Genomic DNA, 25,588 nt, shown 5'->3' with positions numbered 1-25,588 from the left:
TGTGGCTCCTGACGAGGGCGGTGGTGTCGCGAAGCGTTTCGCTACGCTGACCTGCCTGCCGCGACCGCGTGCAGACGCACCGTACGGTATAGCGAACGGTGTCCGGAGAGAAGAGGTCGAGCGTGAACTCCGAGAGCAACGACTCCGAGAGCTCGGTCAAGGGCGTCCTCGCCGCCAACCTCAAACGCGTACGGGCGCAGCACGGCCTCTCCCTCTCCGAACTGTCCCGCCGCGCCGGCATCGGCAAGGCGACGCTCTCCCAGCTGGAGTCCGGCGCCGGCAACCCCACCCTGGAGACGGTGCTCTGCCTGTCCCGGGTGCTCGGCGTGCCGATCTCCGACCTCGTCGAGGCCCGGCCGGCGGCCGAGGTCACCGTGGTGCGCGCGGCGCAGGCCCAGGTGCTCAGCGGGCAGGGCGTCGACCTGCGGCCGCTGCGCCGGATCGAGTGCGGGGACGCGGTGTTCGAGGTCTACGACCAGCTGGTGCGCACCGGCACCCCGCAGGACTCGGGCGGCCACAGCGGCACCGAGCACACCGTCGTCCAGGCCGGTCTGCTCGGCGTGCGGGTGGACGGGCGGGAGTTCGAACTCGGCCCCGGCGACTACGTCGGCTTCGACGCGGCGCTCCCGCACGCGTACACCGCGCTGGGCGGGGAGCCGGTCCGCTCGGTGCTGCTGCTCCAGCACCGAGCCGGGCAGCGGCTGCACCTGGCGGAGGGGGACGGGTGCGGGGCGGGCGGCGAGGGGTTCGGCTGAGCGTCAGATCGTTCGCTTCAGCGAACGACCGTCTGAGTGCGGCGCCGGTAGTAGTGCACCGTCAGGACAGCCAGCAGCGGCCCCCAGGCGGCCAGCGGCCAGTACGCGCCGAAGAACACCACCGCCTTCCAGCCGGTCGGGCTCACGGCGGGGCCGGGGTCGGCCGAGCCGTCGACCCGGTAGCCCAGGCTGATCATCGTCATCCCGTACGACCACAGCAGGGTGTTCATCGCCGCGCCCAGCCCCGCCGGAATCACGGCCGCCATGACCGGCACCCGGCGCCCGCCCGCCCACGGGATCCACCGCGGCCACACCTCGCCCCACTCGCTGACCAGGCCGATGGCCAGGAAGGCCAGCGACTCGCTGACGACGCTGAGCCCGATGACGTACCACCACTCGAACCCGAACCACTCCGGCGCCGCATCGGTCGGCCCCACGTCCATCAGCGGCACCCGCAGGTCCACGGCCAGGATCCGCCAGAGCCCGGCGGGCAGCACCAGGAGCGCGGTGACGTAGGCGGCCCGTACCGCCCAGCGCGGCACCCCCGCGGCCGGGCGGCCGTGCAGACGGACGAGAAGGGTGTGCGAGGCCATCGTGAACTCCCCTGGGCGAAGCGCCGGTTGAAGCGTTGGTTGACACCCCGACCCTCCCGCGTACCGGCACCCCCCGACATCCGCCCCCGGAACGGCCCGCCTCACCCCACCGGGGGAGGCGGCTCAGGCGCGGGTGGTCGCGCGGAGATCCTCTCCGCCGTCGCCCCCGACGACCTGCGCGCCGAACATCGGGAGGCAGGGCGGCAGTCCGTCGACCGCGACGGGGAGGCTGCGGTGTGCCTCCCACCGGTCGCGGGGCAGGCGCAGGCGGCGGTTGGTCACCGGACGGCCGCGGACGGTGTGGCGCTCGACGCCGTCGGGCAGGTAGCCGAGCTTGCGGGAGACCGCGAAGGAGGAGTCGTTGTCCCCGAGCGCTCCCGACCGGGCCTCGCGGGCGCCCAGCCCGTCGAAGGCCAGGCGCAGCACCGCGGCGCGCATCTCCGTGCCGATGCCCCGCCCCTGGTGACGCGCGCCGAGCCAGGAGGCCGTCGAGACCTCGCGCGGGCACCGGACATGGGCGCGGACACGGCCGCGGTCACGGGCGCGGACATGGGTGGAGCCCGGCTTCGCGCCCCGGCCTGCGGGGTGGGCGAAGTCGGGCCCCGGGTGACGCGGTGGCGGTCGGGACGGGGGAGTGCCGGGCCGCCGCCGCGTCTGCTCGGTGGGTGTCAGCCGGCGTGCGGGATGCGCGGCGGCGAGAAGTACCACTGCTGGGAGGCGGTGTAGTTGCAGGTGAAGAGCTGCAGCTGGTTGCCGTTCGAGAAGTTGCCGCCGGGGACGTCCAGGCACTTGCCGGACTGCGGGTTGATGAGGACGTTGCCCTCGTAGCGCACCCAGCGCTGGGCCCCGCTGCCGTTGCAGTCCCACAGCTGGACCCGGGTGCCGTCCGCGGTGCCGCCGCCGCTGACGTCCAGACACTTGTTGAGCGCGGAGAGGGTCATGCCCATCCCGTCCGCCTGGTCGGTGCCCGACCAGTTCTGGGCGCCCGAGGCGTTGCAGTCCCAGATCTGCACCGGGGTGCCGTTGGCGGAGTTGCTCGACTGCACGTCCAGGCACTTGTTCGTGCCGCCCACGCTGATCATGCCGGTGGTGTTGGCGCTCGCCGTGCCCGGCATCGCGGTGATCGCGATCGCGGCCGCCGCCAGCGCGCCCAGCACGTGGCGCTTGCGTACGAGGTTCCTCATGATCGTCCCGTCCTCTCTCAGGTGTGTGCCGCCGGTGTCCTGCGCGGCGCTGAGGAGGACTCTGCGGGACGGGCGTGGACGTACGATCGACGCCGGCGTTGACGATCCGTCTACGGGCTGTGGCTAGGCCCTCTCTTTCGGATCTTGCCGGGCGGTCGCCGCCGGGGCACGCACCTCGACGGCTTCTCGTCAGTCGCCAATGCTCCGCATTGGCTCCCTCCTCGGCACCGCCGATGCACGCACCCCAACGACGCCCGCTCATCCGACAAGATCCGAAAGAGAGGGCCTAAGTCACTGCCAGGGACAGCAGGCGACAGCCCGATCCGGCCAGGTCGGTGCGTTCGGCGATGGGCGCATCGAGGGACTTCGCGTGCTCGGCCGCATCGACGGAACCGGGTCCGTGGATGGCGAGTTGGAAGTCCTGGTGCGCCTTGACGTCCGGAGCGAACGGCAGGCGGATCCGCCCGTTCGCGACCAGGCGGCGCACCTCGGCCCGGCTCAGGCCGAGGCCGAGCTGGAGCAGCCGCTCCACCCGGACCGGCGCGGGCAGCTCGAAGCGCACCTGCACCGAGAGCGGGTTCGGGTCGTCGAGCGCGTACAGCGGCATCAGGGTCTCCAGCTCCCACGTCCCGGTCCAGTCGAGGCGGTAGCGGTTCTTCGCCGCGAGCGACGCGCTCGTCATCAACTCCCCCACCACCGCTGGGCTGTTGATCTCGTACGCCACCAGTCGGGCCGGCTCCAGCGTCGAGACGTGGACGCGTTCGTGGACGGGCACCTTCGAGGTCCGGTCGCACGACGCGCAGCTCAGCAGCAGCCAGACGTCGAGCAGCTTGCCGCTCGCATTGACGCGGATGTTCCCCGAGGCGCGGTGCCGCTTGCCGGGACAGTCCGGGCAGGACCGGATGGCGGTGGGCAGGGCGGACTGACGCACGGCCCACAGGGCCTTGCGGTCGGTATTCATGTGTGTTGGGTGCTTTCAGGACTCAGCAGGAGGGCATGCCGAACTCACGCGGCGGCTCCCGCTCTCCGACGGATGCTCACGAGGGGCGCGACCCATCGCCCCGGAGCCGGGTCGTCAGGCTCCGAGGTCGATCGCGCGACAGGTACGTACTACGTGGCAGTCATCAAATGTCCATGTGGGCGATCATGATCGAGACGGCGATCCGCGGCAACCGAGTTTCCCCGTGCTCCCGGCACGCGGCGCCGATCCGCTGCACGGTGTTGAACATGCCGAAGCCGAAGCCGGGCTGGAGGGCTGAGCGGACGCGGCGGCGCAGGAAGTCGGCCCGGCCGACTTCCTGCGCTGAAGGGCAGTGCTCAGGCGAAGGGGGAGGGGAAGGGGGCGGCGGCCAGAGGCTCGGTGGCCCTGGCGTGCTGGCGGGCGGTGAGCCGGTGGATGAACAGGATCGCCAGCACGCCGGCGACGGCCGAGGTGATCTGGCCGAAGGGGGAGTACGGGTCGAAGCCGTTGCCGAGGAAGTACAGGGCGGCGCTGGGGCCGATGGTCTTGGCGAGCCACGCGACCCACCACGCCTCGACCAGCCAGGTGCCGCCGGAACCGCGCTCGGTGCCCGCGGCCGGGCCGCCGGCGCGCCAGATGTCCAGGGCGATCCGACGCGGCATCCACCACATGATCAGCGGGATGAACCAGGCGCCGACGGCGAAGCCCTGGGAGTGGCGCTGCGTGCCGGGGGCGAAGACCTCGGCGTTGCGGCGGCAGAGCCGGAACCAGGAGAGGAACACGGCCACGGTCGCGATGAACAGCGGGACCGAGAGCGGCGTGAGCGTCCGGAAGGTGTCCGACCGGGTGCCGCCCGCGAAGCCCAGCACGATCTGCAGGGCGCTCTGCAGGCCGACGAGGATCTGCGCGGCGATCGCCAGGGGCCGGGGATCGGCCGCCCGGCCGCTGTAGGGCAGGACATGCGGGCGCGGTGCCCCAGGACGGAAATCGGTACTCAAGGGATCCCCCACGCAACGCCTGCGGTGCCGGCCACGCGCAAGATCGGCAGCACTTTACCCCGATGCCCCCGATGCCCCCGAGTTACCCTGATGCCCCCGAGGCGCCGCTGCGCACCTGGGAGGGCAGGCGGCCGTAGGCGCGGCGGTACTCCTGGGAGAAGCGGCCCAGGTGGGTGAAGCCCCAGCGCAGCGCGATCTGGGTGACGGTCTCCTCGGTGCCGCCGCGGGCGGCCGCGAGCAGGTCGTGGTGGACCCGGTCCAGGCGCAGCCGGCGCAGGTAGGCCATGGGCGTGGTGTCCAGGTGGGTGCGGAACCCCTGGCGCAGGCTCGGCACGCCGACCCGGGCCGCGCGGGCGATGTCCGCGACCATGATCGGCTCGTGGGCGTGCTCGGCGCAGAAGGCGACGGCCCGGCGTACGGCGGCGGGCGCCGCGGCCGGGGCGGCGCCCAGGGCGGAGGCGCGCACCAGGTCGTGCGGCTGGAGGTCGAGCAGGCCGTGGACGAGCAGCCGCTCGTGGTGCCGCCCGGCCAGCGGTGAACGGGTGAACAGCCCGCTGCCCGTCGCGCGCACGTACGCGCGGGCGAGCTCCAGCCAGGCGGCCATCGCGTCGCCGTCCTGGTCCAGCGACGGGTCGAAGCGCACGGCCGCGTCGCTGGGCTCGCCCCGGCGCGCCGTCACCGCCTCGTCCACCACCTGGCGGGAGATCAGCAGCACGTGGTTCACGCAGCCCCGGCCGTAGGACATGGCGAGGTGCTGGCCCGGCCCGGCGATGCTCAGCCGGGTGGAGAGCGGGTGGCCGTCGACCGTGACCAGGCCCGTGCCCGTCAGCGGCACCTGGAGGCTGTACAGGTCGGGCAGCTCGCCCGGCACCACGTCCACGTCCGCGCCCCAGCCGAGCTCGTACACCGACACCTCGCCGCGCCAGTGCCGTACGAGCCGCCCGCCGGCGCCGTCGCCGCGGTGCACCCGCAGTTTGTGCGGCGCGAACTCCGCGGCCACCGCGTCGTGCAGGTCCCGTACGTCGCCGCCGCTGAAGAGCACCGTCGCCATGGCGCCTCGCCCCTGCCCGCCTCCCGGTCCGCTGCCGGGCGCAGCGGGTGCGGGAGCACGGTACCCGGCCGGATAGGGTCGAAGCCGATCCACCTGCAACCTCGGCCGGGGCTGGACGTCTTATCAGATGGGCCGGCGGACTCGCTCCTCCGTCAACACATCGTCAGAACAACGCTCGTTCGGGGGAGATAGATGAGCGCGTATCCGTCGCACCCCCGGCCGACGGCATTCCCGGGCCGTTCACCGCGGCCTTCCTGCCGTCATCCTGTAACGACCCGCGCCGTTCCACGAAAGCGAATTGACATGACAGATACGGCCCCGTACGCAGCCGGCGGCCTTGTCGAGGCGTCGCCCGACGCGCGGCCCGTGCCGTCGTCCGCCGACCCGTCCTCCGGCGACCCGGCGACCACCGACCCCTCGTCGGGAGGCCCGGCGTCCGGCGGGCCCCGTGGCCGGTTCGCCCGCTGGGCGCGGAATCGCTACGTCCCGCCGCTGGCCGAGATCGCGGTCAGCGCCGGGGTCGGCGTCGGATTCATGCTCCTGTGCACGCAGATCAGCGTCAACCCGATCATCCGGATCGGCCAGGTGAGCGGCCTCGCCAAGGTCCAGCAGTACGCCGCGGTCCTCGGCATCCCCCTCCTCGCCGTGCTGCTCCTGCTCGCCTACCGGGGCCAGCTGCGCCACTACCGCACCGCCCAGCGGCTGGTCTGCGCCGCCGTCGCGGGCCTGGGCACCGGCGTCGTGGCCGGCGGCATCGCCGTGGCCCTGAACGGCACCCCGTGGGGCCTGGGCGGACAGGAGGGCGACCCGGGCAACCTTCTCGGCATGGCCATCGACATGATGCGCGGCAAGGGCCTGCCGGGCGTCTACCCGCCGCTGTTCCCCGCCCTGCTCGCCGTCTGGGCCAAGCTCTTCCACCACGGCAGCGTCGGCGTGGGCCACGCGCTCAAGGACCTGCAACTCCTGCTCAGCGCCCTGGTCGGGCCCATGACGTACGCCGCCTGGCGGCTCCTGCTGCGCCCGTTCTGGGCGATGGCCGTCGCCGTGCCGACGTCGATCGTCTTCCTCGACCCGATCCGCCCCTACAGCCACGGCGCCATGCTGGTGCTGCTGCCCCTGCTGGCCGCCTGCTTCCGGGAACTCCGCCGCTCCGGCGAACTCCCGGCCCGCTCGGCGGTGCGGCGCGGGCTCGGCTTCGGCGCCGCGTTCGGCGTGGTGTTCCTCTGGTACTCGGGCTGGTTCATCTGGGCGGCGCCCGGCGCCTTCGTCCTGGCCCTGCTGCTCTTCCCGTGGCGCCGGGGCGGGGCCGTCCTCAAGCGTGCCGCGCTCTTCGCCGGGACGGTGCTCGTCACCGCCGGGGTGATCGGCTCGCCGCTGCTCTACCAGCTGGTGCGCCTCGGCGCCACGACCACGGACCGCTACGCCTACATCAACACCTACATCGACCCGGCCTACGTCATGGGCTGGGCCTCCGACCGCTCCGGCCTGCAGGACTACCACAACTGGCCGGAGTCCGGGGAACTGGCCGGCCAGACGGGCTTCGGGGTGCTGCTGCTCCTGGGCGCGGGCGTCGCGGTGGGCCTCGGCCTGCGCCACATCGCGGTACGGACCGCCGGCTTCGTCCTCGCGGGCGCCTGGCTGCTGCGCTTCTGGTTCGCCTCCCACATGGAGGAGAACCAGGCCGTCCAGCTGTACCCGCGCACGACCTGGATCATCTTCTACTGCCTGATCGTCCTGGCCGTCCTCGGCGCGATGCTCGCCTACGAACGCGGATTCGGCTGGCTGCGGGGCGTCCTGGGCGAGGTGGCCCCGGAGCGGACCGCGCGGATCATCGCACCGCGGGCGACGGCCCAGCTGGCGGCCGGACTGGTGTGCGCGATCGCCCTGTTCGGGGCCATGGGCGGCTCCTGGTCCGCCAACCGGTTCATGCCGTCCACGAACCCCGGAGTCGAGGACATGGGCCTGGACGCGCTGCGCGCGCACCTGCTGGCACTGGACAACGGGGAGTGCCCGCAGTACTCGCCGCTCAAGGGCAAGGCGGCCTGCAGTCCGCCCAACCGGGGGCTGACCCAGTACGGCACCGGGCCGGACGACAAGAAGCTCTGGTGCGGCAACGCCTGGAGGGACCGCGACATCGTGTGCGGCCGCCCGCCGACGGGCTGATCCCGCAGCCCCGGCGAGTCCTGCAGCCCCGGCGAGTCCTGCAGCCCCGGCGAGCCCCGCGGCCCCGGCGAGCCCCGCGACACCCGGGGGCCTCGCCGGGGTCGCGGGTTCCAGGGGAATTTCCAGCTGGAATGATCTCGGCCCCGGCGCGGTTGGTCACCGGGAAGGTGCAGCCACGGAAGGGGCATGATGCGGATTCTGATCGTCGGAGCCGGCGCCACGGGCGGGTTCTTCGGTGGGCGGCTGGCGCGGGCCGGGCGGGACGTCACGTTCCTGGTGCGCGAGGGGCGGGCCCGGGTGCTGCGGGAGCGGGGGCTGCGGATCGTCGGGCTGGGCGAGGAGACGGTGATCGAGCCGCGGCTGGTGACGGCGGGCGGGATCGACGGCCCCTACGACCTGGTGCTGCTGACGGTCAAGGAGGCGGGCCTGGCGGGGGCGGTCGAGGACATCGCGCCGGCGGTCGGGCCGGGGACGCGGATCGTGCCCGTGCTCAACGGGCTGCGGCAGATCGACGTCCTGGTCGGGCGGTTCGGCGAGGAGGCGGTGCTCGGCGGGGTCGCGCTGGTGATGGCCAAGCTCGACGAGCAGGGCGACGTCGCGATGCTCGCGGACATGGGCAGCCTCGTCTACGGCGTGCGCGGCGGCCGTACGGACGCGCGGGTCGCGGAGGTCCACGAGGCGCTGTCCGGCGCCGGGTTCACGACGGCGCTCGCCGGGTCGATCGACGCGGCGATGTGGTCGAAGTGGGCCTTCATCACCAGCCTCGGCGCCGTCAACGTGCTGGGCGGCGGCACCGTCGGCGAGGTCGCGGCCGCGCCGGGCGGCACGGAACTCGCCGAGGCCGTGATCGCGGAGGCCGCCTCGGTCGCGGCCGCCGCCGGGTACCCCGTCCCCGAGGCGGACCTGGCACGGACGCGCGCGATGGTCACCGAGAAGGGCTCCGACGACACCTCCTCGCTGTTCCGGGACCTGAGCGCGGGCCTCCCCGTCGAGGCGGAACAGATCTTCGGCGACCTGGTGGCACGCGCCGAGGCACTGAACGTACCGGTGCCGCTCCTGCGCGCGGTGGCCGTCCGGGTGCGGGTTCACAACGCCCGGAGCTGAGCGGGCGGCCCCCGGCCCGGGAGCCGCCCGCGGCTGCCCGGTGGCGCGCATGGCAGGGTGGAGGTGATCCGCACCGACCGTTCGCCGGAAGGAAGTCACGCCATGGCCGCCCCGCACGCCTTCCCCCTGTTCCCCCTGGAGCCGAGCCCCATCCACGTGCCGGAGGAGGTGCTCGGGGATCTGCGGGAGCGGCTCGGGCGGACGCGGGCGCCGGTGGAGGAGGGGAACGAGGACTGGTCGTACGGGGTTCCGGCGGGCTACGTGGGGGAGTTGGTCGCGTACTGGCGGGACGGCTTCGACTGGCGCAGGGCCGAGGCCGCGATCAACGCCTACGAGCACTACCGGGTCGGCGTCTCCGGCGTGCCCGTGCACTTCATGCGCCGGGCGGGGCGCGGGCCGCGTCCGATTCCGCTGATCCTCTCCCACGGCTGGCCGTGGACGTTCTGGCACTGGTCGAAGGTCGTCGACCCGCTCGCCGACCCGGCGGCCTTCGGGGGCGACCCGGCCGACGCGTTCGACGTCATCGTGCCCTCGCTGCCCGGCTTCGGCTTCCCCGGGCCGCTGAGCGGCTTCCCGGACGTCAACTTCTGGAAGGTGTCGGAACTCTGGCACACCCTGATGACCGAGACCCTGGGCTACGAGAAGTACGCCGCCGGCGGCTGTGACATCGGCGGGCTGATCACCAGCCAGCTCGGCCACAAGTACGCCGACCGGCTGTACGGCATCCACATCGGCTCCGGCCTGCCGCTCGACTTCTTCAACGGCCCCCGCGCCTGGGACTTCGCCCGCAACCGGCCCCTCACCGACGACCAGCCCGCCGAAGTGCGGGAGCGCGTCCAGGAGTTGGACCGCTCCTTCGCCGCGCACCTCGCCGTCCACATGCTCGACGGCGCGACCCTGGCCCACGGGCTCAGCGACTCGCCCGCCGGGCTGCTCGCCTGGATGCTGGAGCGCTGGAGTGCGTGGAGCGACGACGGGGGAGACGTCGAGTCCGTGTTCGGCAAGGATGATCTGCTCACCCACGCCACGATCTACTGGGTGAACAACTCCATCGGCACGTCGATGCGTTACTACGCCAACGCCAACCGCCACCCCTGGACCCGCTCCCACGACCGCACCCCGGCCGTGGAGGCCCCGGTGGGCGTCACCCTGGTCACCTACGAGAACCCGCCCGGCGTCCACAGCGCCGCCGAGCGCGTCGAGGCGTTCAAGGCCGGCCCGCAGGCGGCCTGGTTCAACCACGTCAACGTCAACGCCCATGAGAAGGGCGGCCACTTCATCCCCTGGGAGAACCCCGGCGCCTGGGTGGACGATCTGCGGCGCACGTTCCGGGGACGGCGGTAGCCAGCCTCTCAGTGACCGTACGGGGGCTGGAAGCAGCCGGTCTCCGGATAGGTGCCGTTGACCGAGACCGAGTAGCTGGCGGGCTCGACGGACGCCGACACGCAGGTGTCGGGGTGCACCCGCAGGCCGATCCGGGCGCCGGGCGGGGTGACGTAGTGGTCGGTCTCGAAGCGGGAGTCCATGGGGCGGACGTCGAGGGTGCCGCCGAGGATCTCGCCGGTCGGACCGGTCTGCTCCAGCTGGTAGCCGAGGCCGAGCATCGCCGCCCGTACGGCCTCGGGCGTCCAGGAGCCCTGCTCCCAGAGCCGCTTGAGCACGGGCTCGATCCGGTCCGCCTCGCGCTTGGCGTCCGCCGTGGAGGCCGGGGAGATCTCGCGGGCGCGGCGGTAGGCGAGGTTGTCGCGGTTGTGCGGGGCGCCGTCCGCGATGCCGGGGTCGACGTACGGGGTGGTCTCGGCGGGGCCGGCGGTATCGGCGGGGGCGACGGGGGGCCTGGCGGCGTTGGCGGTCGTGTCGGTGCGGCGCTCACCGCAGGCGGTGAGCGCCGTCGCGGCGGCGAGCAGGGCGACGGCCACCAGCGTGCGGTGGCGGGCGCGGCCGGGGGAGATGATGGGCATGCCCACGACTTTCCCACACCCAACCGCCCCGGGATCAAGGGGCATTGTGGCCTCGGGCCGTGACCGGCGCTGAGCTGGAGCACCACCGGCGTGTCGCCCTGCCCGTCGCCCTGCCCGTGGTCCTTCCCGGACTCGCGGGTTGGGGGAGGGGGTTCGGGCCAAGGCGGCTCATCACGCGGCACCCGGGAGCCGTGCGCGCATTTTCGACCTCAGGAGGTCTCTTGCCACAACTGGTTTGTAATGCAAAGCTGATGGCATGACAGATGCGTCGGTGCCAACGCCGGGCACCCCTCACGAACTCCTCGCCGGACTCGACGACTTGACCCGTCGCGTGCGCGCCGCACAGCGCGGTGCCTGGTTCCCCCTCCTGCTGCTGGGCGTGCTCACGCTGGGCGGCATCCTGGTCGGCCGGCTCACCTTCGAGATCCAGACCGTCCCCTGCCACGGGGCCCCGCCCGGGGTGACCGCCGACTGCAGCCTGGTCAGGCAGGGGGCGCCGCTCTACTGGCCCCTCGGGCTGGCGCTCGCCTACGTCGCGACGGCGCTCTTCTACAGCCGCCGCGCCCGCAGCCGCGGGGTCGGGACGCCCGTGCGGCCGTACGTCCTCACCGGGATCGTCCTGGTCGGCCTGGGCACCGCCACCGCGATGTGGAGCCTGCGCGACGGGATGCCCGGCCCCGGGGCCTCGCTGGACTTCTGGGGCCTGCACCTCGACCCCGCCTCCGGGACGACGCGGTTCCTCCAGCGCCTCTCCGGCAGCGCCACCTCCGTCGGGGTGCCGCTGCTGGTGCTGGCCCGGGTGGAACGCAGCCGGGGCCTGCTGCTCCTCGCGGTGACGTACCTGACCGTGGTGCTGGTGCCGTTCGGCACCGGCTGGGCGGGGATGTCCGTCACCTCGCCCTGGTCGGCCCTGCCCGACCTGGCCGTGCCCGGCCTGCTGCTCCTGCTCGGCGCCCTCGGCTTCGCCCTCGTCGAGCGGCCCCACCGGCGGCGCGACGCCCGATGAGCACCGAGCCCGATCAGCACCCCGTCAACAGCCTCGACGACGTCGTCCACCAGCGCGTCCGCCTCGGCATCCTCACCGTCGCCCACCAGGCACGCCGCGTCGAGTTCGGCTTCCTGCGCACCGCCCTCGGCCTCACCGCCGGCAACCTCAGCCAGCACCTGACCGTCCTGGAGAAGGCCGGGCTGGTCGCCGTCGAGAAGGGCTACGAGGGCAGGCGCGCCCGCACCTGGCTCTCCCTCACCCCCGCCGGGGACCGCGCCCTGCGCGACGAGGTCACCCAGCTCAAGCGGCTCATCGAGCAGATCGAGCAGACCGGGTAGCCCGGGCAGACCTAGCAGGCCGGGCAGCCCGAGAAGGGCGGCCCACAGCAGTAGGGAGTGCCGCAGGACCGTCAAACGACGGTCCTGCGGCACCCGTTCAGCCCAGGTCCGCGGGTTCGAGCACGAACACCGGGATCAGCCGGTCCGTCTTCTCCTGGTACTCCGCGTACGGCGGGTACGCGGCGACCGCCCGCTCCCACCACCGCGCCCGCTCGTCCCCGCTGATCTCACGGGCCACCATGCTCCGGAGCTCGGGCCCGTCCTGGAGGTCCACCCGCGGGTCGGCCTTGAGGTTGAAGTACCAGACCGGGTGCTGCGGGTGGCCGCCCTTGGAGGCCACCGCCGCGTAACGGCCGTCGTGCTCCACGCGCATCACCGGCGCCTTGTGGATCTTCCCGCTCTTCGCGCCGCGCATCGTGACGATCACGACCGGCAGCCCGGTGTCCCTCAGCGTGGTGCCCTTCGTGCCGCCCGAGCTCTCGTACAACTCGACCTGCTCGCGCACCCACTGCGCCGGACTCGGCTGGTACTCGCCCTCAAGCGGCATCGTGTTCACCCTGCTTCCGTGTACGCGTCGTGTCGGGACAGTTCAGCACGAGCCCCGCGCCCGGGGCGAGCATCACCGCGACTCGCCCAGCGCTCGGTGGCGGTGTTCGCGCGGGGTGAGCCCGTACGCGGCCTTGAAGGCGCGGCCGAAGTCGGAGGCGCGCGGCATGCCGCAGCGGGTGGCGATGGCGTGGACGGGCAGTGTGCGCAGCGCCGGGTCGGCGAGCTCGCGGTGGGCCTTGGCCAACCGCTGACTGCGGATCAGGGCGGCAACGGTCCGGCCGGGGAGGTGCTCGGCGAACAGGCGGTGCAGGTGGCTGACGGAGATGTGGTGGGCGGCGGCGATCGTCGAGGGCGTCAGTTCGGGGTCGTGGAGGTTGCGCCGGATGAACGATCTGACGGTCTCGACCGTGGCACGGGCCCGGGCGTCGGGCGACACGGTGTGCTCGGCGTCGAGCTCGCTCGCGAGCCAGGCCGACACCAGGTCGACCGCGACCTCGCCGAGCCTGGCCGCCGCGGCGGGCAGCAGCGCGGGGGCCTGGCGGTCCAGTCCGAGGATGAACTCGGCCAGCAGTGCGCCCGTCCCCTCACTCCCGGACAGCCTGCGGCCGAGCAGGTGGCGCAGGTGGCGCGGCGGAACCGCGAGCAGTGATACGGGTACGTCGATGCAGACGCCGGTGACGGCCGTCCCCTTCCCGTCCGGGCCGGGGGCGCCGAAGTACCGGTCGTCGAAGGGCAGCCGGGTGTCCAGCAGGATGAGGTCGCCCGGCCCGCAGGTCTCCGTCCGGTCCCGCCCGTGTGCGATCGCCTGGCTGCCGCGGGTGAGCAGCCCCAGGTGGTACTGCTCGTTGTCCGAGCACCGGATCATGCGCTCGGTGCGCCGGAACCGCGCCGACGGGAACGACGTCCCCAGGACGGTCGCCAGCCCCAGTTCGGACCTCCGGACCTCCGCTGTGAAGTCCTCGGCGTGGGCACTGGTCACCTCGCTGTCCCAGCCCAGCCTCACCACTTCCCGCCAGTGCTCGAACCGGTCCCGCGCCGCCGTACCGCCGACCCGCGCGATCTCCTCCGTCCCCACGGACATCTCCGCCCCCTCCTCCCGCCGACCCCGCCGGACCGGCCGAAACGCGCCTGCATTCCCATGTCTGCCATTGGCCGGGACCTGTCAGGACCCGAGGCGAGCCGCGCACCGCACTCCGCGCCCACGGGACAGGAGACGGAGTGCGCAGAACACGAGACTCCCCGCTGATCCCCCGCCCGCCCCCGGAGCCTAGCGTGAACCACTGACGGGGCCCGGTCACGCCGCTCGCGCCGGAGAAGCACCAACCGGGCCCCGCCCGTCATCGGCGCCCCACCGCCGTCCCCCCGCGTGCCCGGTGCGGCCTTCCGCGCCGGGCACGCGGCGCTTCGAGCCGCTCCCCGGCGGCCGGCGGGGGATCATCGAGGCGGGAAATCGGGTCGCGGCGCAGCGATGAGTTCGGCGCTCCCGGCCGGTCCACCTTCCCGACAGGCCACACACCGACTCTCCTCGGGAGCACACCATGGGCCGCATCCACGTCGCCCTGTTCACCACCCTCGACTTCGTCGCGCAGGCCCCCGGCGGCCCCGACGAGGACCCGGAGGGCTTCCCCTTCGGCGGCTGGCAGGTCCCGCTGCTGGACGAGACCGCCGGGGCGCAGGTCGACGCCGCCTACCAGGGCGTCGACGCGCTGCTGCTCGGCCGGCGGACGTACGAGATCTTCGCCGGTTACTGGCCGAAGGCCGAGCACAGCCCCTTCGCCGCGCTCTTCAACGGCATCCCGAAGTACGTGGCCTCCCGCAGCGAGCCCGACCTGACCTGGGAGGGCTCCGTGCACCTGGGCCCGGACCTGCCCGCCGCGGTGCGGGCGATCCGCGACCGGCACGAGCACGTGAAGGTCGTCGGCAGCCTCGACCTGTTCCAGACCCTCCTGCGGGAGAAGCTCTTCGACCAGCTGGACCTCTGGGTCCACCCGATCCTCCTCGGCACCGGCAAGAAGGTCTTCGCCGACGGCGGCGCCGTGCCCACCAACCTCGCCCTCCTCGATGCGCCCGCCGCCACTCCGAAGGGCACCGTCCACCTCCGGTACGGGCTGACGGAGGGCACGCCCGGCACCGGCGACATGGACGAGCTGCTGCGCAACGGCGGGCCGGAGCAGTGATCCGCCGCCGGTGATGCGCTCGTGGTGCCCCCGTCTCCGGGCGGGGGCACCACGGCTGCGCATGTGAGCCGGATCACTCTTGAGGTTGACCCTGGGTCAGGGTGGAGGCTCGTCGCAACGGCCCGACACCGACGCGGGCCCGGCGCCTCCGAGGGAGCAACCATGTCCGTCACCCTTCCCGCCCGGCAGCAGCAGGACCGCCCGCAGCTGCGGCAGGCGATCGAGGAGATCGTCGAGTCCGGCGTCCTCGCGGTGCAGCTGCGGGTGAACGACCCGCAGGGCGAGTGGGTCGGTGGCGCCGGGGTGCGCGAACTCGGCGGCAGCGGCGAGGCGTTGACCGACGGGCACTTCCGGATCGGCAGCAGCACCAAGAGCTTCGTCGCGACCACGGTGCTCGCGCTGGCGGCCGAGGGCCGGATCGGCCTGGACGCCCCGGCCGACGACCACCTGCCCGGGTTCGGCCTCGACCGGCGGATCACCGTGCGGATGCTGCTGCAGCACACCAGCGGGATCTTCAGCCACACCGGCGAGCTGTACGAGGACGGGACGATCGTGCCCGGCATCCCCTGGCGCGGCAAGGAGTGGGTGGAGAAGCGCTTCCACACCTACTCGCCCGAGGAGCTGGTGCGGCTGTCGCTGTCCAAGCCCGCGCGGTTCGCGCCCGGGGAGGGCTGGAGCTACTCCAACACCAACTACGTGCTGGCCCGGCTGGTGATCGAGAGCGTCACCGGCCGGCCGTTCGCCGAGGAACTCCAGCGGCTGGTCCTGGCGCCGCTGGGGATGACCGGCACCGTGGCGCCGGGTGCCTCGCCGGAGGTCCCCGCGCCCCACAACCACGGCTACTACCGCTACGAGGACGCCGGGCGGGAGCAGACGGTCGACGTCACCCGCCACAACCCCTCCTGGGTCGCCGCCGGTGGCGACATGATCTCCACCACCGCGGACCTGCACACCTACTTCTCCGCACTCATGGGCGGCAGGCTCCTGCCCGCCGACCTGCTCGCCGAGATGCGCGCCCCGGAGGCCACGATCGGCTACGGCCTCGGCCTGTTCACCCAGGACCTCGGCCCGGAGGGCGGCACCGTCCATCACCACAACGGCGCCACCATCGGCTCGGCGGCGCTGATGTACGGCACGCCCGACGGCCGTACGACCATGACCGCCGGGCTGACGTACGTGGACGACGCCGACATGTCGCTGGCACCGGCCTTCCAGGCCGCCCAACAGCGCCTCGTCGGCGAGGTGTTCGGCGCCGGACGGCAGCCGACCGGCTGAACGGTCCCGGACCCTTACGCTGTCGGTCATGACGAACGGGGTCACGATCGGGCAGGCGGCGGCCTTCGCCGGCGTCACCGTCAAGACGGTGCGGCACTACCACCGCCTCGGGCTGGTCGACGAGCCCCGGCGCGACGGCTCCGGCTACCGCCGGTACGGCTCACGGGAGTTGCTGCGGATCGTCCAGGTCCGCACCCTCGCCGCCGCCGGGGTCCCGCTCGCCGAGACCGGGCCCCTGCTCGACGCCGACACCGAGCGCTTCACCGACACCCTCGCCGACGTCGCCCGGCAGCTCACCGACCGGATCGCCGACCTGACCGCCCGCCTCGACCAGCTCCACCGCCTCGCCGAAGGCGACCGCGCCCTCCTCCCCGACCGCGCCTGCGCCCTCCTCGACCGCATGCCCGCCCTCGGCTTCACCCCGGACTACGTCGCCGCCCAGCGCGAAGCCCTGGTCCTCGCCCGCGTCCTCGTCCCGGAGGGCTTCGACGGCTTCCTCGCCCAGCTCGAACACCGCCTGGAGGACCCAGGGTTCGTCGACCTCGCCAAACGCGGCCAGGAAGCCGAGACCTGGGCCCCGGACGACCCCCGGATCGAAGAACTCGCCACCGCCATGGCCGACCACTACCTGGCCAACCCCGCCCTCCTCGGCACCCCCGCCAGCCAGCGGGCCTGGGCCAGGGCCTCCGCCCAGTACCGCCTCATCAACACCCACCGCGGCGACCAGGCCCCCGTCGCGGCCCGCCTGACCGCCCTCACCGAAGCCGGACTCCGCGCCGCCGGCGTCCCCATCCCCCGCCACTGACAGGGTGGCAGCTGGTGCAAGGACGGCTCAGGAGACGACCGGCTCGATCTCGCCCGCGAAGACGATGATCTGGTCGATGAGGCTGCGCCGCAGGTGGACGACGTCCGTTCCCGCCAGGCGGGGGCCTCCGTCGGGCGTGGTGAACACCCACTGGTACCGGGCCCATTCGCCGGGCATGTCCACCGCCGAGCAGCGCACCATCGTGCCCGTCCCCGCCGGGTGGCGCCGGATGTCCAGGACGAACCGCTCGACCGCCTCGATTCCCTCGCTGCGGCCCAGCGGCCCCCAGAAGACCACGTCCGAGGTCAGGGCCCGGGAGAGCAGCGCGGTCACGTACTCGTCGTCCGAGGCGTTGAACGCGGCAATGAACGTGTCGATCGCGGAGCGTGCGGTCTCTTCCTGCATCCCTCAGTCATACCAGCAACGGCCATGCTCCCTAGGATTGCCACGAGACCAGACGAGACCAGACCAGACCAGACCAGACGAGACCAGACGAGACGCGGCGAGGCACGGCGCGGTTGACCAGGAACGGGGGTACGGGTCCATGGAGCTGCGGCAGTTGCGCTGCTTCGTCGCCGTCGCGGAGGAGCTGCACTTCGGGCGGGCCGCCGAGCGGCTGATGCTGGGGCAGCCGGCCGTGAGCCAGCAGGTCCGGTCGTTGGAGCGGCAGTTGAAGGTCGAGCTGTTCGACCGCTCGCCCCGCCACGTCCGGCTGACCCCGGCCGGGGAGCGCTTCCTGCCCGCCGCCCTGGACGTCCTGGCCGCCGAGGCCACCGCCCGCGCGCTCGCCGCGGATCTGGCCGCCCCCGCCGTTCTGCGGCTCGGCACCATCACCGGGCTCGGTGAGCGGCTCGACGCGATCCTGGACGCCTACCAGCGCGGGGCCCCGGAGGTCCGGGTCGAGATGCAGTCCGCCCCCGTCCGGGAGCGGCTCGCCCGGCTGGCGGACGGACGGCTCGACGCCGCCTTCGTCCGCAGCGCCGTCGCCGAGCAGAGCCCCGAGCTGCGCTTCCTGCCCGTCTGGCAGGACGAGTTGGTGGTGGCCCTGCCCTCCCGGCACCCGCTCGCCGACCGGCCCGAGATCGACCTCGCGGACCTCGCCGGACTGCCGCTGCGGATGACCGAGCGCCAGAACCACCCCGCCCTGGTGGACCTGGTCCTGGACGCCTGCGCGCGGGCCGGTTTCGAGCCGACGCGGTGCCCCCTTCAGGGCAGCCTCCAGGACACCCTGGCCGCGATCGGCACCGGCACCCCGACCTGGACGGTGCTGTACGCCGCCACCGCCCGGATGACCAGCACCACCCGGATCGCGTTCCGGCCCTGCCGCACCCCGCTGTCCCTGCCGACCTCCCTCGCCGTGCGCCGCTCCGCGCCCCTCCCTCGCCTCCTCCTGGACGCCTGCCGCCGAGGCGAGGCTCCGACCTGCGACGATCAGGATTCGTGATCGCTGCCAGAGAGATTCGGGTCTGGGTGCGGGACCCCTCCACGGGGTGAACTGGTTCCAGCCGGAGGAACCGGCTCAACTACCCGGTGAGGAGCCGAAGATGCCCGTCGTCACCATCCAGCAGGGCCCGCGCACGGTCGAGCAGAAGCGCGAGCTGGTCAAGAAGGTCACCGACGCGTTCGTGGAGGCCTTGGAGGTCCCCGCCGAGAGCGTGATCGTCTTCGTCCAGGAGCACCAGCCCGAGAACTGGGGCGCGGCCGGCACCCTCACCGCCGACAAGTAGCCCCGAACCCCGGAGCGGGAAGTCGGCCCGGCCGACTTCCCACCCCGGGGTATGCGAGCCGCCGGTGCTACTCGGTCCGCAGCGCGGTGGCGGTCCGGGAGCGCGCCGCCCAGCCGGCCGGCAGCAGTGCCCCGAGCAGGGCGATCGCGATCCCGCCGGCGAGCAGCGGGAGCACCACCCAGGGGGTGTAGACGTGGGTCACGCTCGGCGGCAGGTTCCTGCCGATCGCGCTCGCCATCCGGGTCAGCGTCGCCTTCTCCACCGCTATCCCGATCGGGACCCCGATCAGCCCGGCGACCAGGCCGGTGAGGCTCACCGAGGTCAGCACCATCGCGACGGTCTGCCGGGGCGTCATCCCGAGGGCCTTGAAGATCCCCAGGTCGTGGATCCGTTCCCGGGTGTCCTGCACCACGGTGTTCAGCACGCCGAGCGCGGCGACCGCGATCATCATCAGGGTGAGGGTGGCCACTAGGGCGGCCATGGTGAGCACCGTGAGGCTCGCGAACGTGATGTTCGGGGTGGCTTCGGCGTGCAGCGGGGCCAGCACGGGGGCGGCCGAGGCGGACCAGTCCGAGCCGCTGACGTCGTCGGCCAGCTCGACGTTGAACTGGGTGATGTACGGCGTCATCCCGGCGGCGGTGAACGTGGCGTTGTCGGTCATCACGAACCCCTCGCTGCCGCCGTCGAAGTCGATGCCGACGATCCGCAGCGGCAGTCGCTTGTCGTTCTGCGTCACGGTGACGGTGTCGCCGACGTGCATCCCGAGCGCCGAGGACAGGTGGTCGTTGATCACGGCTTCGCCGGGGCTCCGGTACCAGCGTCCTTCGAGCAGCGCCAGGTTGGTCCAGGACAGGTCGCCGGTGGTGGTGTCCACCGTCGTGTGGTCGCCCGTCGGTGCGCCGATCACGGTCGCGCCGCTGTTGCCCCAGCCGAACGCGGCCTTCGTGCCCGGGACCGAGGCGAGCGCGGCGGCCACCCCGGTGGAGTCCAGGTGGGGGACACCAGGGCCGCCACCGGGTTCGTGGTAGCCGGTGGGCGTGCCGGCGGGCACCACGAGCATCGACGCGGCCTTGAAACCGGAGCTACCCACGTCCTGGTACTTGCTGAACCCGCTCTCCAGCCCGATGGCGAACGTGACGCTGACCGTGCCGAACAGCACCGCGGCGCCGACCAGCGCGGCCCGGGCCGGTTTGGCGAACGGTTGGGCCAGTCCGAACGACATCGGCCGGGGCAGCGGCAGCCTGCTCGCCAGGCGCTGCGCGGCCCGGCCGCGCTCGGCCTTGGGGGCGCGGCCGACGACCAGGGTCTGCACCGCCGGCATCCGGCCGGCCCGAAGCGCCGGGATGAGCGCGGCGACACCGACGATGACCAGGGTGCCGAGCGGCACGACGAGGCTGACCCACACCGGCAGGCCGGTGTCGGCGGCCCCGAGTTCCTTGCCGGCCCTGCCCAGGACCGGGACGGCCAGCAGGTTGCCGGCCAGCGTGCCGCCCACCACGCCGATCGTCGCCGGGATCAGGGCCTGAGCGGCGTAGGCGCGGGCCACCTGCCAGGGGGTGAAGCCGAGCGACTTCAGGATCCCGATGCGCCGGATTCCCGAGACCACCGCGCCGCTGACCACGATCGCGATGATCAGCACCGACAGGAACAGGCCGAGGATGCCGAAGACGACCAGGAACGGCACGTAGGACTTCGTGGTGCCGGTGATCTGCTTCTCCACGGCCAGGTAGGACTGTCCGCCCTCGACCGAACCGGCCGGTGCGGCGGCCGCGACCGCCTGCTTGTCCGTGGCGAGGTCGGCCTCGGCCCCGGATGCGGCGAACCGGTAGAGCATCTGCTGGTCGGTCCTCGCGCCGGCGGCGGTCAGACGCGCGAAGCCGTCGCCGGTGAGGAAGCCGGTCGCGGTGTTCGTCAGCGAGTTCGCCAGGCCGACGACCTTGAACGAGGGCTTGCCCGGCAGCGAGTCGAACACCACGGAACCGTCCGCGCAGTGGTGGTCCCATGAGGCCAGGACGATCTCGTTCGCGGTGGTCGGCCACCTGCCGTCGACCAGGGCCAGATGGTCCAGGCCGGAGGCGCCGGCCAGGTCGGGCCGGGTGGCGGCGACGACCGGCTGGTCGGTGCGACCGGCCAGCGGCATGCCCGGGGTGATCTCCCAGGTACAGTCCGCGCCGAAGCTCGTGTTCAGGGCGGTGGTGACCGGGTACGGCCCGGACGCCTCGGTGACGCCGGCGGTGTGCGCGGTGGCGGCGGCCTGCGCGGCAGTGGCCTTCGAGCCGTCGAACTGGACCGACAGGTGCGCGCCCTTGCGGGCCTTGAAGGCGTGGTCGAACGGGGCCTGCACAGCGGTCAGCAGACCGAGCGAGAGCACCGAGGAGGTGACGGCCGCGAAGGTCGTCAGGGCCATCACGAGGGACTGCACACGACGCCGCCCGACGCCGGATCGTACGACCTTGCCCAGGGCGCTCATCGGACCGCTCCCGCCGAGCTGTCGGAGCCGACGCCGACCGGGTTGAGCACGTCCCGGGCCACGGCACCGTCCACCAGCTCGATCGTGCGTCGCGCGGTGGTCGCGGCCAGGTGGGTGTCGTGGGTCACCAGCAGGATGGTCTGGCCGTCGGCGTTCAGGTCCAGCAGCAGCCGGCGCACGTCCTCGGCCGAGCGCGAGTCCAGCGCGCCGGTGGGCTCGTCGGCCAGCAGCAGCGCCGGCCGGTTCATCAGGGCCCTGGCCACCGCCACCCGCTGCCGCTGGCCGCCGGACAGCCGCTGCGGGTACGCCTTGGCGTGCCGGTCGATGCCCAGCGAGGTGAGCAGCTCGGCGGCCCGCCGCTTCACCTCGATCCTGCCCATCCCGGCCAACTGCGCCGGAACCATCACGTTGTCCAGCACCGTCAGGTCGTCGAGCAGGTTGAAGAACTGGAAGACCATGCCGACGGAAGCCCGCCGGTACTTCGCCGAACCGGCCTCGCCGAGCTGGTCGACCCGGGTCCCGTTGACGGTCACGGTGCCGCTGGAGGGCTTGTCCAGCCCCGCGACCAGGTTCAGCAGCGTCGACTTGCCACTGCCGGAGTGGCCGAGGATCGCCACGCACTCACCGGCCGCCACGGACAGGCTCACCCCGGCCAGCGCGGGCGGGCCGTCGTCGTATTTCTTCGTCGCGTCCTGGAGATCGATCATCGGTTCGTTCGTCATGGGCCATCAACCTAGGAACGGACCGTGGTCCGTCGCGTCGGCCGGCGGATGTCACCTCTCTCCCAGGCCGTCGGCCCGGTGGCGTACCCCGCGTACATCCCCGGGCCGACGCGCAGCGCCGACGCCGATCCCTAAGATCTCCGCATGGAAGAGCTGCTCCGGCGTTTTTCGACCTCGGCACCCGTGGCCTGGCTGACGGCACAGGCCGTGGTGCTGGCCGCCGCCTGCTTCTACGCGCTGATGCTCCTTCTGGCGATGCCGCCCAGTCAGATTCAGCGCTACAAGGGCCCGTTGGGGCTCCACGAGGTCGGGCCCGACCAGGTGATCGTTCTCTGCGTCGTGCTCGCACTTCCGATCCTTCTGGTGCGCCGTCTGCCCGCGACGGTCTTCGCGGCGGTCCTGGGCGAAGACGTAGCCCTCGGCAACCTCTTCGGTGCGCGGCCCTGGATCGTGACCCTCCTGCTCCTGGTCCTGGCCGGGTACCTCGCTGCCCGGCGGCCGACGGCTGCCGCCGTCGGCTCCGTCGCGGCCGTGGCGACCGGGTTCGCCGAGCGCACCCTCGTCCCCCACGGGGAACCCGTCGGCGAAGCGGCCCGGTGGTCCGGGCAGCTCGCGTTCGTGTTCGCGGTCGCATGGCTCTTCGGCGGGGTGTACCGCAAGCGCCGCGAGTACCTCGAAGCCCTGGACGAGCAGACCGCCGCCCGCGCCGTCATGGCCGAGCGGCTGAGGATCGCCCGCGAACTGCACGACAGCGTCGCGCACAGCATCGGGATCATCACGGTGCTCTCGGGAGCGGCGGCGCGGGTCGTGGAGACCAGACCCGAGCAGACGCGGCAGGCGCTGACCGGCATCGAGTCCACCAGCCGGGAGACGCTGCTCGGGCTGCAGCGCATGCTGGGGGCGCTGCGCCGCGCCGAGCCCGACGACGCCATGCCGGGGGCCGCCCCGCTGGCGCCGGCCGGCAGCCTGGCGGACGTCCCGCGGCTCGTCGAACGCACGGCCGACGCCGGGGTGCGGGTCCAGGTGACCTGGCGGGGCGAGCGGCGTCCGCTGCCACCGGAGATCGAGCTCTCGGCGTTCCGGATCGTCCAGGAGTCGGTGACGAACGTGGTGCGGCATTCCGGTGCGCGGACGTGCCGGGTCGCGGTCGGTTACGAGCCGACGGGGGTGACGATCGAGGTGGTGGACGACGGGGACGAAGGGCCCGGCGGGCCCGGCCGTCCGAGGCCCTCGGCGGCGGCCGGGGCCGGCGGGAGCGGCTTCGGCCTGCTCGGCATGCGCGAGCGGGTCACGCTGCTGTCCGGCCGGTTCAGCGCCGGCCGGCGTCCGGAGGGCGGCTTCCGGGTGGCGGCGAGGCTCCCGGTATGAGCGTGCGGGTCCTGCTGGTCGACGACCAGCCGCTGATGCTGGTCGGGCTCGCCATCCTGATCGGCGACACCGACGACCTGGAGGTGGTCGGCCAGGCCGGCGACGGCGTCGAGGCGGTGCGCCTGGTGCGTGAACTGCGGCCGGACGTCGTGGTGATGGACATCCGCATGCCCGGCATGGACGGCATCGAGGCCGCCCGGCAGACGAGCGCCGAGCCCGACCCGCCCAAGGTGCTGGTGCTGACGACCTTCGACGACGACGAGTACGTCTACGGAGCCCTGCGCGCCGGAGCCAGCGGATTCCTGCTCAAGAGCATGGCCCTGGACGCGATCCTGGACGCCATCCGCGTGGTGGCGGCCGGCGACGCGCTGCTCGCACCGAGCGTGACCCGCCGGCTGATCGCCGACTTCGCCGGAACGTCCGCCCCGGCGGCCCCCGAACCGGACCCGAGTCTCCTCGCGGGGATCACCGACCGGGAGCGCGAGGTGCTGGCCCTGGTCGGACAGGGCTTGTCGAACGCCGAGATCGCCGAACGGTTGGTGATCAGCGCCTCGACGGCGAAGACGCACGTGGCACGCCTGTTCGCCAAACTCGAGGCCCGGGACCGCGTCCACCTGGCGATCACCGCCTCCGAGGCCGGACTCGTGCCGCGCAGACGGCCGTAAGGCGACGGCCGTCGGCGCCGGGGCTCTATGCTGGGCGGCTCTCCGATGATCACAAGGGATGATCACAAGAGCGGAAGGCGGACCCGGTGCGGAGCGGCACGGTCGTGGCAGAGCGGTACGTGATGGACCGTCCGATGGGTGCCGGCGGGATGGGCGAGGTCTGGGCCGCCGAGGACCGGCTGCTCGGCCGACGCGTGGCGGTGAAGCTGCTGCACGAGACCGACGCCGAGTCCCGGGAGCGCTTCCTGCGCGAGGCGCGGGCCGTCGCCGGGCTCCAGCACCCGGGGATCGTCGTGGTGCACGACTTCGGCGAGGTCGACGACATGCCGTACCTGGTCATGGAGTTGCTGGCCGGACGTTCGCTGGAGGCCCGCCGGGACGACGGCCCCGTCGCCGTGGGCTGGGCCGCCGAGGTCGGCGCGCAGGTGGCGCAGGCTCTGGCCGTGGCCCACGCCGCCGGGCTGGTGCACCGGGACGTCAAGCCGAGCAACCTCTTCCTGACCGAGGACGGCGCGGTCAAGCTGCTGGACTTCGGCCTCGTCCACGAACGCCCGCAGGCCGTCGACGACTCCGGGCCCACCGACCGCACCACGGCCGTCGGCACCCGCGCCTACATGGCGCCGGAGCAGTACACGGGCCGCAGCGTCGACGCCCGGGCCGACCTGTACGCGCTGGGCGGCACCCTGCACGCCCTGCTGACCCGGCTGCCGCCGACCACCGAAGGCCCGCCCCTGCGGGAGCTCCGCCCCGACGTCCCCAAGGACCTGGCGCAGCTGATCACCGAGCTGCTCCGGCCCGACCCGGCGCAGCGCCCGGCCGCCGCCGGGCCCGTGGCGGAGCGGCTACGACACCTGGCCGAGCGCCACGGCGGCCGCAGGGCCCCGAAGACGGTGCGGCAGATCCCCGTGGCCCGCGATCCGAGGAAGGCCCAGGACCGGAAGCAGCTGGCGCGCCGGGGCGTCATCGGCGGCGTGGCCTCCCTGGCCTTCGCCCTGGCCGCCGTGAAGGTCATCGACCTGCCCTACGCCACCTCCGACAGCTCCGTGACCCCCGGCTGGGAGCCCAACCACCCGACCGCCACTGCACTCCCGGCCCAGCTCCAGCCCGGCGACTGCCTCACCTACACCAGGCCGACCGGCGCCCCGGACGCGTACCTGGACACCAACGTGGACGCCGGCCTCGGCTGGACGCGGCTCGACTGCACGCGCCCCCACCAGGGCCAGGTCGTCAAGGTGCTCACCCTCACCGACCCGGCCTTCGCCGCGAAGTGGCCCACCGCCCTGAACCTCCTGAGCAGCGACTGCTTCACCGCCGTCACGGCCGTCACCTCCGCCCACCCCTCGCTGAGCCTCTCCCGCGCCGTCCTCGGCCCGACCAAGACCGACTGGCTCTCGGGCGCCGGCCACTTCGCCTACTGCACCGTCCACCCCCGCGACGACGCCGACCTGACGACGGACGTCCGGCCGGCGGCGGGTCCGCAGCCCTCGCCGTAGCCGTAGCGGGAGGTGCCGGCGGCCCGGCAGCTGATCACCACTGCGCTCGACGCCCTGGGATGAGCTTCCGCAAGAAGCCGCAAGCACGTTGAGTAGCCGATTCACTACTCCGTACCGTCGTTGACGCCGCCAGGGCCGTGGAGCACCAGGCTCCCCTGGCAGCGGATTCCCGGCGCCGCCGCAGCGGTGTGGCGACCGGCTTTGCGCGAGAGGAAGGACCATCCCATGCTCAACGACATTC

Annotated in this window: 26 protein-coding genes; 14 read left to right on the top strand and 12 right to left on the bottom strand. The window is 73.0% G+C overall.

Annotated elements, in window-relative coordinates:
- Window positions 1–122: 122 nt before the first annotated feature.
- Complete coding sequence (locus tag ACIBCA_RS17515) at window positions 123–755, top strand: helix-turn-helix domain-containing protein (RefSeq protein ID WP_396283764.1); 633 nt, start codon at window positions 123–125, stop codon at window positions 753–755.
- A 17-nt stretch (window positions 756–772) separates the two neighbouring features.
- Here ACIBCA_RS17515 and ACIBCA_RS17510 read toward each other — a convergent pair whose 3' ends face one another.
- From ACIBCA_RS17510 to ACIBCA_RS17485, 6 genes are all read right to left on the bottom strand, one after another.
- A complete protein-coding gene (locus ACIBCA_RS17510; protein WP_396283763.1) occupies window positions 773–1,348 on the bottom strand; it encodes a hypothetical protein in 576 nt (191 codons plus the stop codon).
- A gap of 123 nt (window positions 1,349–1,471) precedes the next feature.
- Window positions 1,472–2,056, bottom strand: a complete 585-nt coding sequence (locus tag ACIBCA_RS17505; protein WP_396283762.1) for a GNAT family N-acetyltransferase — start codon at window positions 2,054–2,056, stop codon at window positions 1,472–1,474.
- The gene (locus ACIBCA_RS17500) at window positions 2,017–2,532 is read right to left on the bottom strand and encodes an RICIN domain-containing protein (protein ID WP_396283761.1); all 516 of its coding nucleotides are present in this window, start codon (window positions 2,530–2,532) and stop codon (window positions 2,017–2,019) included. The genes ACIBCA_RS17505 and ACIBCA_RS17500 overlap by 40 nt, the downstream gene beginning before the upstream one ends.
- A 286-nt stretch (window positions 2,533–2,818) precedes the next feature.
- Window positions 2,819–3,493, bottom strand: coding sequence for a DUF1062 domain-containing protein (locus ACIBCA_RS17495; RefSeq protein ID WP_396283760.1), 675 nt, complete (start codon window positions 3,491–3,493; stop codon window positions 2,819–2,821).
- Window positions 3,494–3,849: 356 nt separating this feature from the next.
- Window positions 3,850–4,491 (bottom strand): DUF4328 domain-containing protein, encoded by a 642-nt coding sequence (locus ACIBCA_RS17490; protein WP_396283759.1) that lies wholly within the window; start codon window positions 4,489–4,491, stop codon window positions 3,850–3,852.
- An 82-nt stretch (window positions 4,492–4,573) separates the two neighbouring features.
- Complete coding sequence (locus ACIBCA_RS17485) at window positions 4,574–5,542, bottom strand: AraC family transcriptional regulator (RefSeq protein WP_396283758.1); 969 nt, start codon at window positions 5,540–5,542, stop codon at window positions 4,574–4,576.
- 303 nt (window positions 5,543–5,845) lie between these two features.
- On the opposite strand from ACIBCA_RS17485, the gene ACIBCA_RS17480 reads away from it, so the two are divergent.
- The 3 genes from ACIBCA_RS17480 to ACIBCA_RS17470 all read left to right on the top strand — a co-directional run bounded on the left by ACIBCA_RS17480 (window position 5,846) and on the right by ACIBCA_RS17470 (window position 10,153).
- The gene (locus tag ACIBCA_RS17480; protein ID WP_396283757.1) at window positions 5,846–7,705 is read left to right on the top strand and encodes a hypothetical protein; all 1,860 of its coding nucleotides are present in this window, start codon (window positions 5,846–5,848) and stop codon (window positions 7,703–7,705) included.
- Between the two features lie 186 nt (window positions 7,706–7,891).
- A complete protein-coding gene (locus ACIBCA_RS17475) occupies window positions 7,892–8,809 on the top strand; it encodes a ketopantoate reductase family protein (protein ID WP_396283756.1) in 918 nt (305 codons plus the stop codon).
- A gap of 102 nt (window positions 8,810–8,911) precedes the next feature.
- Window positions 8,912–10,153, top strand: coding sequence for an epoxide hydrolase family protein (locus ACIBCA_RS17470; RefSeq protein ID WP_396283755.1), 1,242 nt, complete (start codon window positions 8,912–8,914; stop codon window positions 10,151–10,153).
- 8 nt (window positions 10,154–10,161) lie between these two features.
- Here the strand turns inward: ACIBCA_RS17470 and ACIBCA_RS17465 are convergent, their stop codons facing one another.
- On the bottom strand, window positions 10,162–10,770 hold the full coding sequence (locus ACIBCA_RS17465; protein WP_396283754.1) for a hypothetical protein: 609 nt from the start codon (window positions 10,768–10,770) through the stop codon (window positions 10,162–10,164).
- Between the two features lie 319 nt (window positions 10,771–11,089).
- On the opposite strand from ACIBCA_RS17465, the gene ACIBCA_RS17460 reads away from it, so the two are divergent.
- Together ACIBCA_RS17460 and ACIBCA_RS17455 are read left to right on the top strand one after the other, a co-directional pair.
- A complete protein-coding gene (locus ACIBCA_RS17460; protein WP_396283753.1) occupies window positions 11,090–11,776 on the top strand; it encodes a hypothetical protein in 687 nt (228 codons plus the stop codon).
- Window positions 11,773–12,096 (top strand): transcriptional regulator, encoded by a 324-nt coding sequence (locus ACIBCA_RS17455; RefSeq protein WP_396283752.1) that lies wholly within the window; start codon window positions 11,773–11,775, stop codon window positions 12,094–12,096. The genes ACIBCA_RS17460 and ACIBCA_RS17455 overlap by 4 nt, the downstream gene beginning before the upstream one ends.
- A 97-nt stretch (window positions 12,097–12,193) precedes the next feature.
- On the opposite strand, the gene ACIBCA_RS17450 is transcribed toward ACIBCA_RS17455, so the two are convergent.
- Both ACIBCA_RS17450 and ACIBCA_RS17445 read right to left on the bottom strand, forming a co-directional pair.
- Entirely contained in the window at window positions 12,194–12,643 is a 450-nt protein-coding gene (locus ACIBCA_RS17450; RefSeq protein WP_396283864.1) for a nitroreductase family deazaflavin-dependent oxidoreductase, read from the bottom strand.
- A gap of 72 nt (window positions 12,644–12,715) precedes the next feature.
- Complete coding sequence (locus ACIBCA_RS17445) at window positions 12,716–13,726, bottom strand: helix-turn-helix domain-containing protein (RefSeq protein ID WP_396283751.1); 1,011 nt, start codon at window positions 13,724–13,726, stop codon at window positions 12,716–12,718.
- Between the two features lie 457 nt (window positions 13,727–14,183).
- Here ACIBCA_RS17445 and ACIBCA_RS17440 point away from each other — a divergent pair, with 457 nt between their 5' ends.
- The 3 genes from ACIBCA_RS17440 to ACIBCA_RS17430 all read left to right on the top strand — a co-directional run bounded on the left by ACIBCA_RS17440 (window position 14,184) and on the right by ACIBCA_RS17430 (window position 16,902).
- Window positions 14,184–14,822 carry a dihydrofolate reductase family protein gene (locus ACIBCA_RS17440; RefSeq protein ID WP_396283750.1) on the top strand — a complete coding sequence of 213 codons (639 nt, stop codon included), beginning with the start codon at window positions 14,184–14,186 and terminating at the stop codon, window positions 14,820–14,822.
- 162 nt (window positions 14,823–14,984) lie between these two features.
- Window positions 14,985–16,097, top strand: coding sequence for a serine hydrolase domain-containing protein (locus ACIBCA_RS17435; RefSeq protein ID WP_396283749.1), 1,113 nt, complete (start codon window positions 14,985–14,987; stop codon window positions 16,095–16,097).
- A 28-nt stretch (window positions 16,098–16,125) separates the two neighbouring features.
- Window positions 16,126–16,902: a MerR family transcriptional regulator gene (locus ACIBCA_RS17430; RefSeq protein ID WP_396283748.1), complete on the top strand. Its 777-nt coding sequence runs from the start codon at window positions 16,126–16,128 to the stop codon at window positions 16,900–16,902.
- A 27-nt stretch (window positions 16,903–16,929) separates the two neighbouring features.
- Here the strand turns inward: ACIBCA_RS17430 and ACIBCA_RS17425 are convergent, their stop codons facing one another.
- Window positions 16,930–17,307, bottom strand: a complete 378-nt coding sequence (locus ACIBCA_RS17425) for a nuclear transport factor 2 family protein (RefSeq protein WP_396283747.1) — start codon at window positions 17,305–17,307, stop codon at window positions 16,930–16,932.
- A gap of 139 nt (window positions 17,308–17,446) precedes the next feature.
- Here ACIBCA_RS17425 and ACIBCA_RS17420 point away from each other — a divergent pair, with 139 nt between their 5' ends.
- Window positions 17,447–18,346 (top strand): LysR substrate-binding domain-containing protein, encoded by a 900-nt coding sequence (locus tag ACIBCA_RS17420; protein ID WP_396283746.1) that lies wholly within the window; start codon window positions 17,447–17,449, stop codon window positions 18,344–18,346.
- Window positions 18,347–18,446: 100 nt separating this feature from the next.
- The gene (dmpI, locus tag ACIBCA_RS17415; RefSeq protein ID WP_031075768.1) at window positions 18,447–18,629 is read left to right on the top strand and encodes a 4-oxalocrotonate tautomerase DmpI; all 183 of its coding nucleotides are present in this window, start codon (window positions 18,447–18,449) and stop codon (window positions 18,627–18,629) included.
- A 67-nt stretch (window positions 18,630–18,696) separates the two neighbouring features.
- Here dmpI and ACIBCA_RS17410 read toward each other — a convergent pair whose 3' ends face one another.
- Together ACIBCA_RS17410 and ACIBCA_RS17405 are read right to left on the bottom strand one after the other, a co-directional pair.
- Window positions 18,697–21,099, bottom strand: coding sequence for an ABC transporter permease (locus ACIBCA_RS17410; protein WP_396283745.1), 2,403 nt, complete (start codon window positions 21,097–21,099; stop codon window positions 18,697–18,699).
- Complete coding sequence (locus ACIBCA_RS17405; RefSeq protein ID WP_396283744.1) at window positions 21,096–21,821, bottom strand: ABC transporter ATP-binding protein; 726 nt, start codon at window positions 21,819–21,821, stop codon at window positions 21,096–21,098. Before ACIBCA_RS17405 ends, ACIBCA_RS17410 begins: the two co-directional genes overlap by 4 nt.
- Window positions 21,822–21,965: 144 nt before the next feature.
- On the opposite strand from ACIBCA_RS17405, the gene ACIBCA_RS17400 reads away from it, so the two are divergent.
- The 3 genes from ACIBCA_RS17400 to ACIBCA_RS17390 all read left to right on the top strand — a co-directional run bounded on the left by ACIBCA_RS17400 (window position 21,966) and on the right by ACIBCA_RS17390 (window position 25,347).
- Window positions 21,966–23,189: a sensor histidine kinase gene (locus ACIBCA_RS17400; protein WP_396283743.1), complete on the top strand. Its 1,224-nt coding sequence runs from the start codon at window positions 21,966–21,968 to the stop codon at window positions 23,187–23,189.
- Complete coding sequence (locus ACIBCA_RS17395) at window positions 23,186–23,854, top strand: response regulator (RefSeq protein WP_396283742.1); 669 nt, start codon at window positions 23,186–23,188, stop codon at window positions 23,852–23,854. The genes ACIBCA_RS17400 and ACIBCA_RS17395 overlap by 4 nt, the downstream gene beginning before the upstream one ends.
- Before the next feature lie 104 nt (window positions 23,855–23,958).
- Window positions 23,959–25,347 (top strand): serine/threonine-protein kinase, encoded by a 1,389-nt coding sequence (locus tag ACIBCA_RS17390; RefSeq protein WP_396283741.1) that lies wholly within the window; start codon window positions 23,959–23,961, stop codon window positions 25,345–25,347.
- The last annotated feature ends 241 nt before the right edge of the window (window positions 25,348–25,588 follow it).

Origin of the sequence: Kitasatospora sp. NPDC051170 (assembly GCF_044455705.1) — a bacterium.
Taxonomy (GTDB): domain Bacteria; phylum Actinomycetota; class Actinomycetes; order Streptomycetales; family Streptomycetaceae; genus Kitasatospora.
This window is presented reverse-complemented; position numbering and strand designations above follow the sequence as displayed.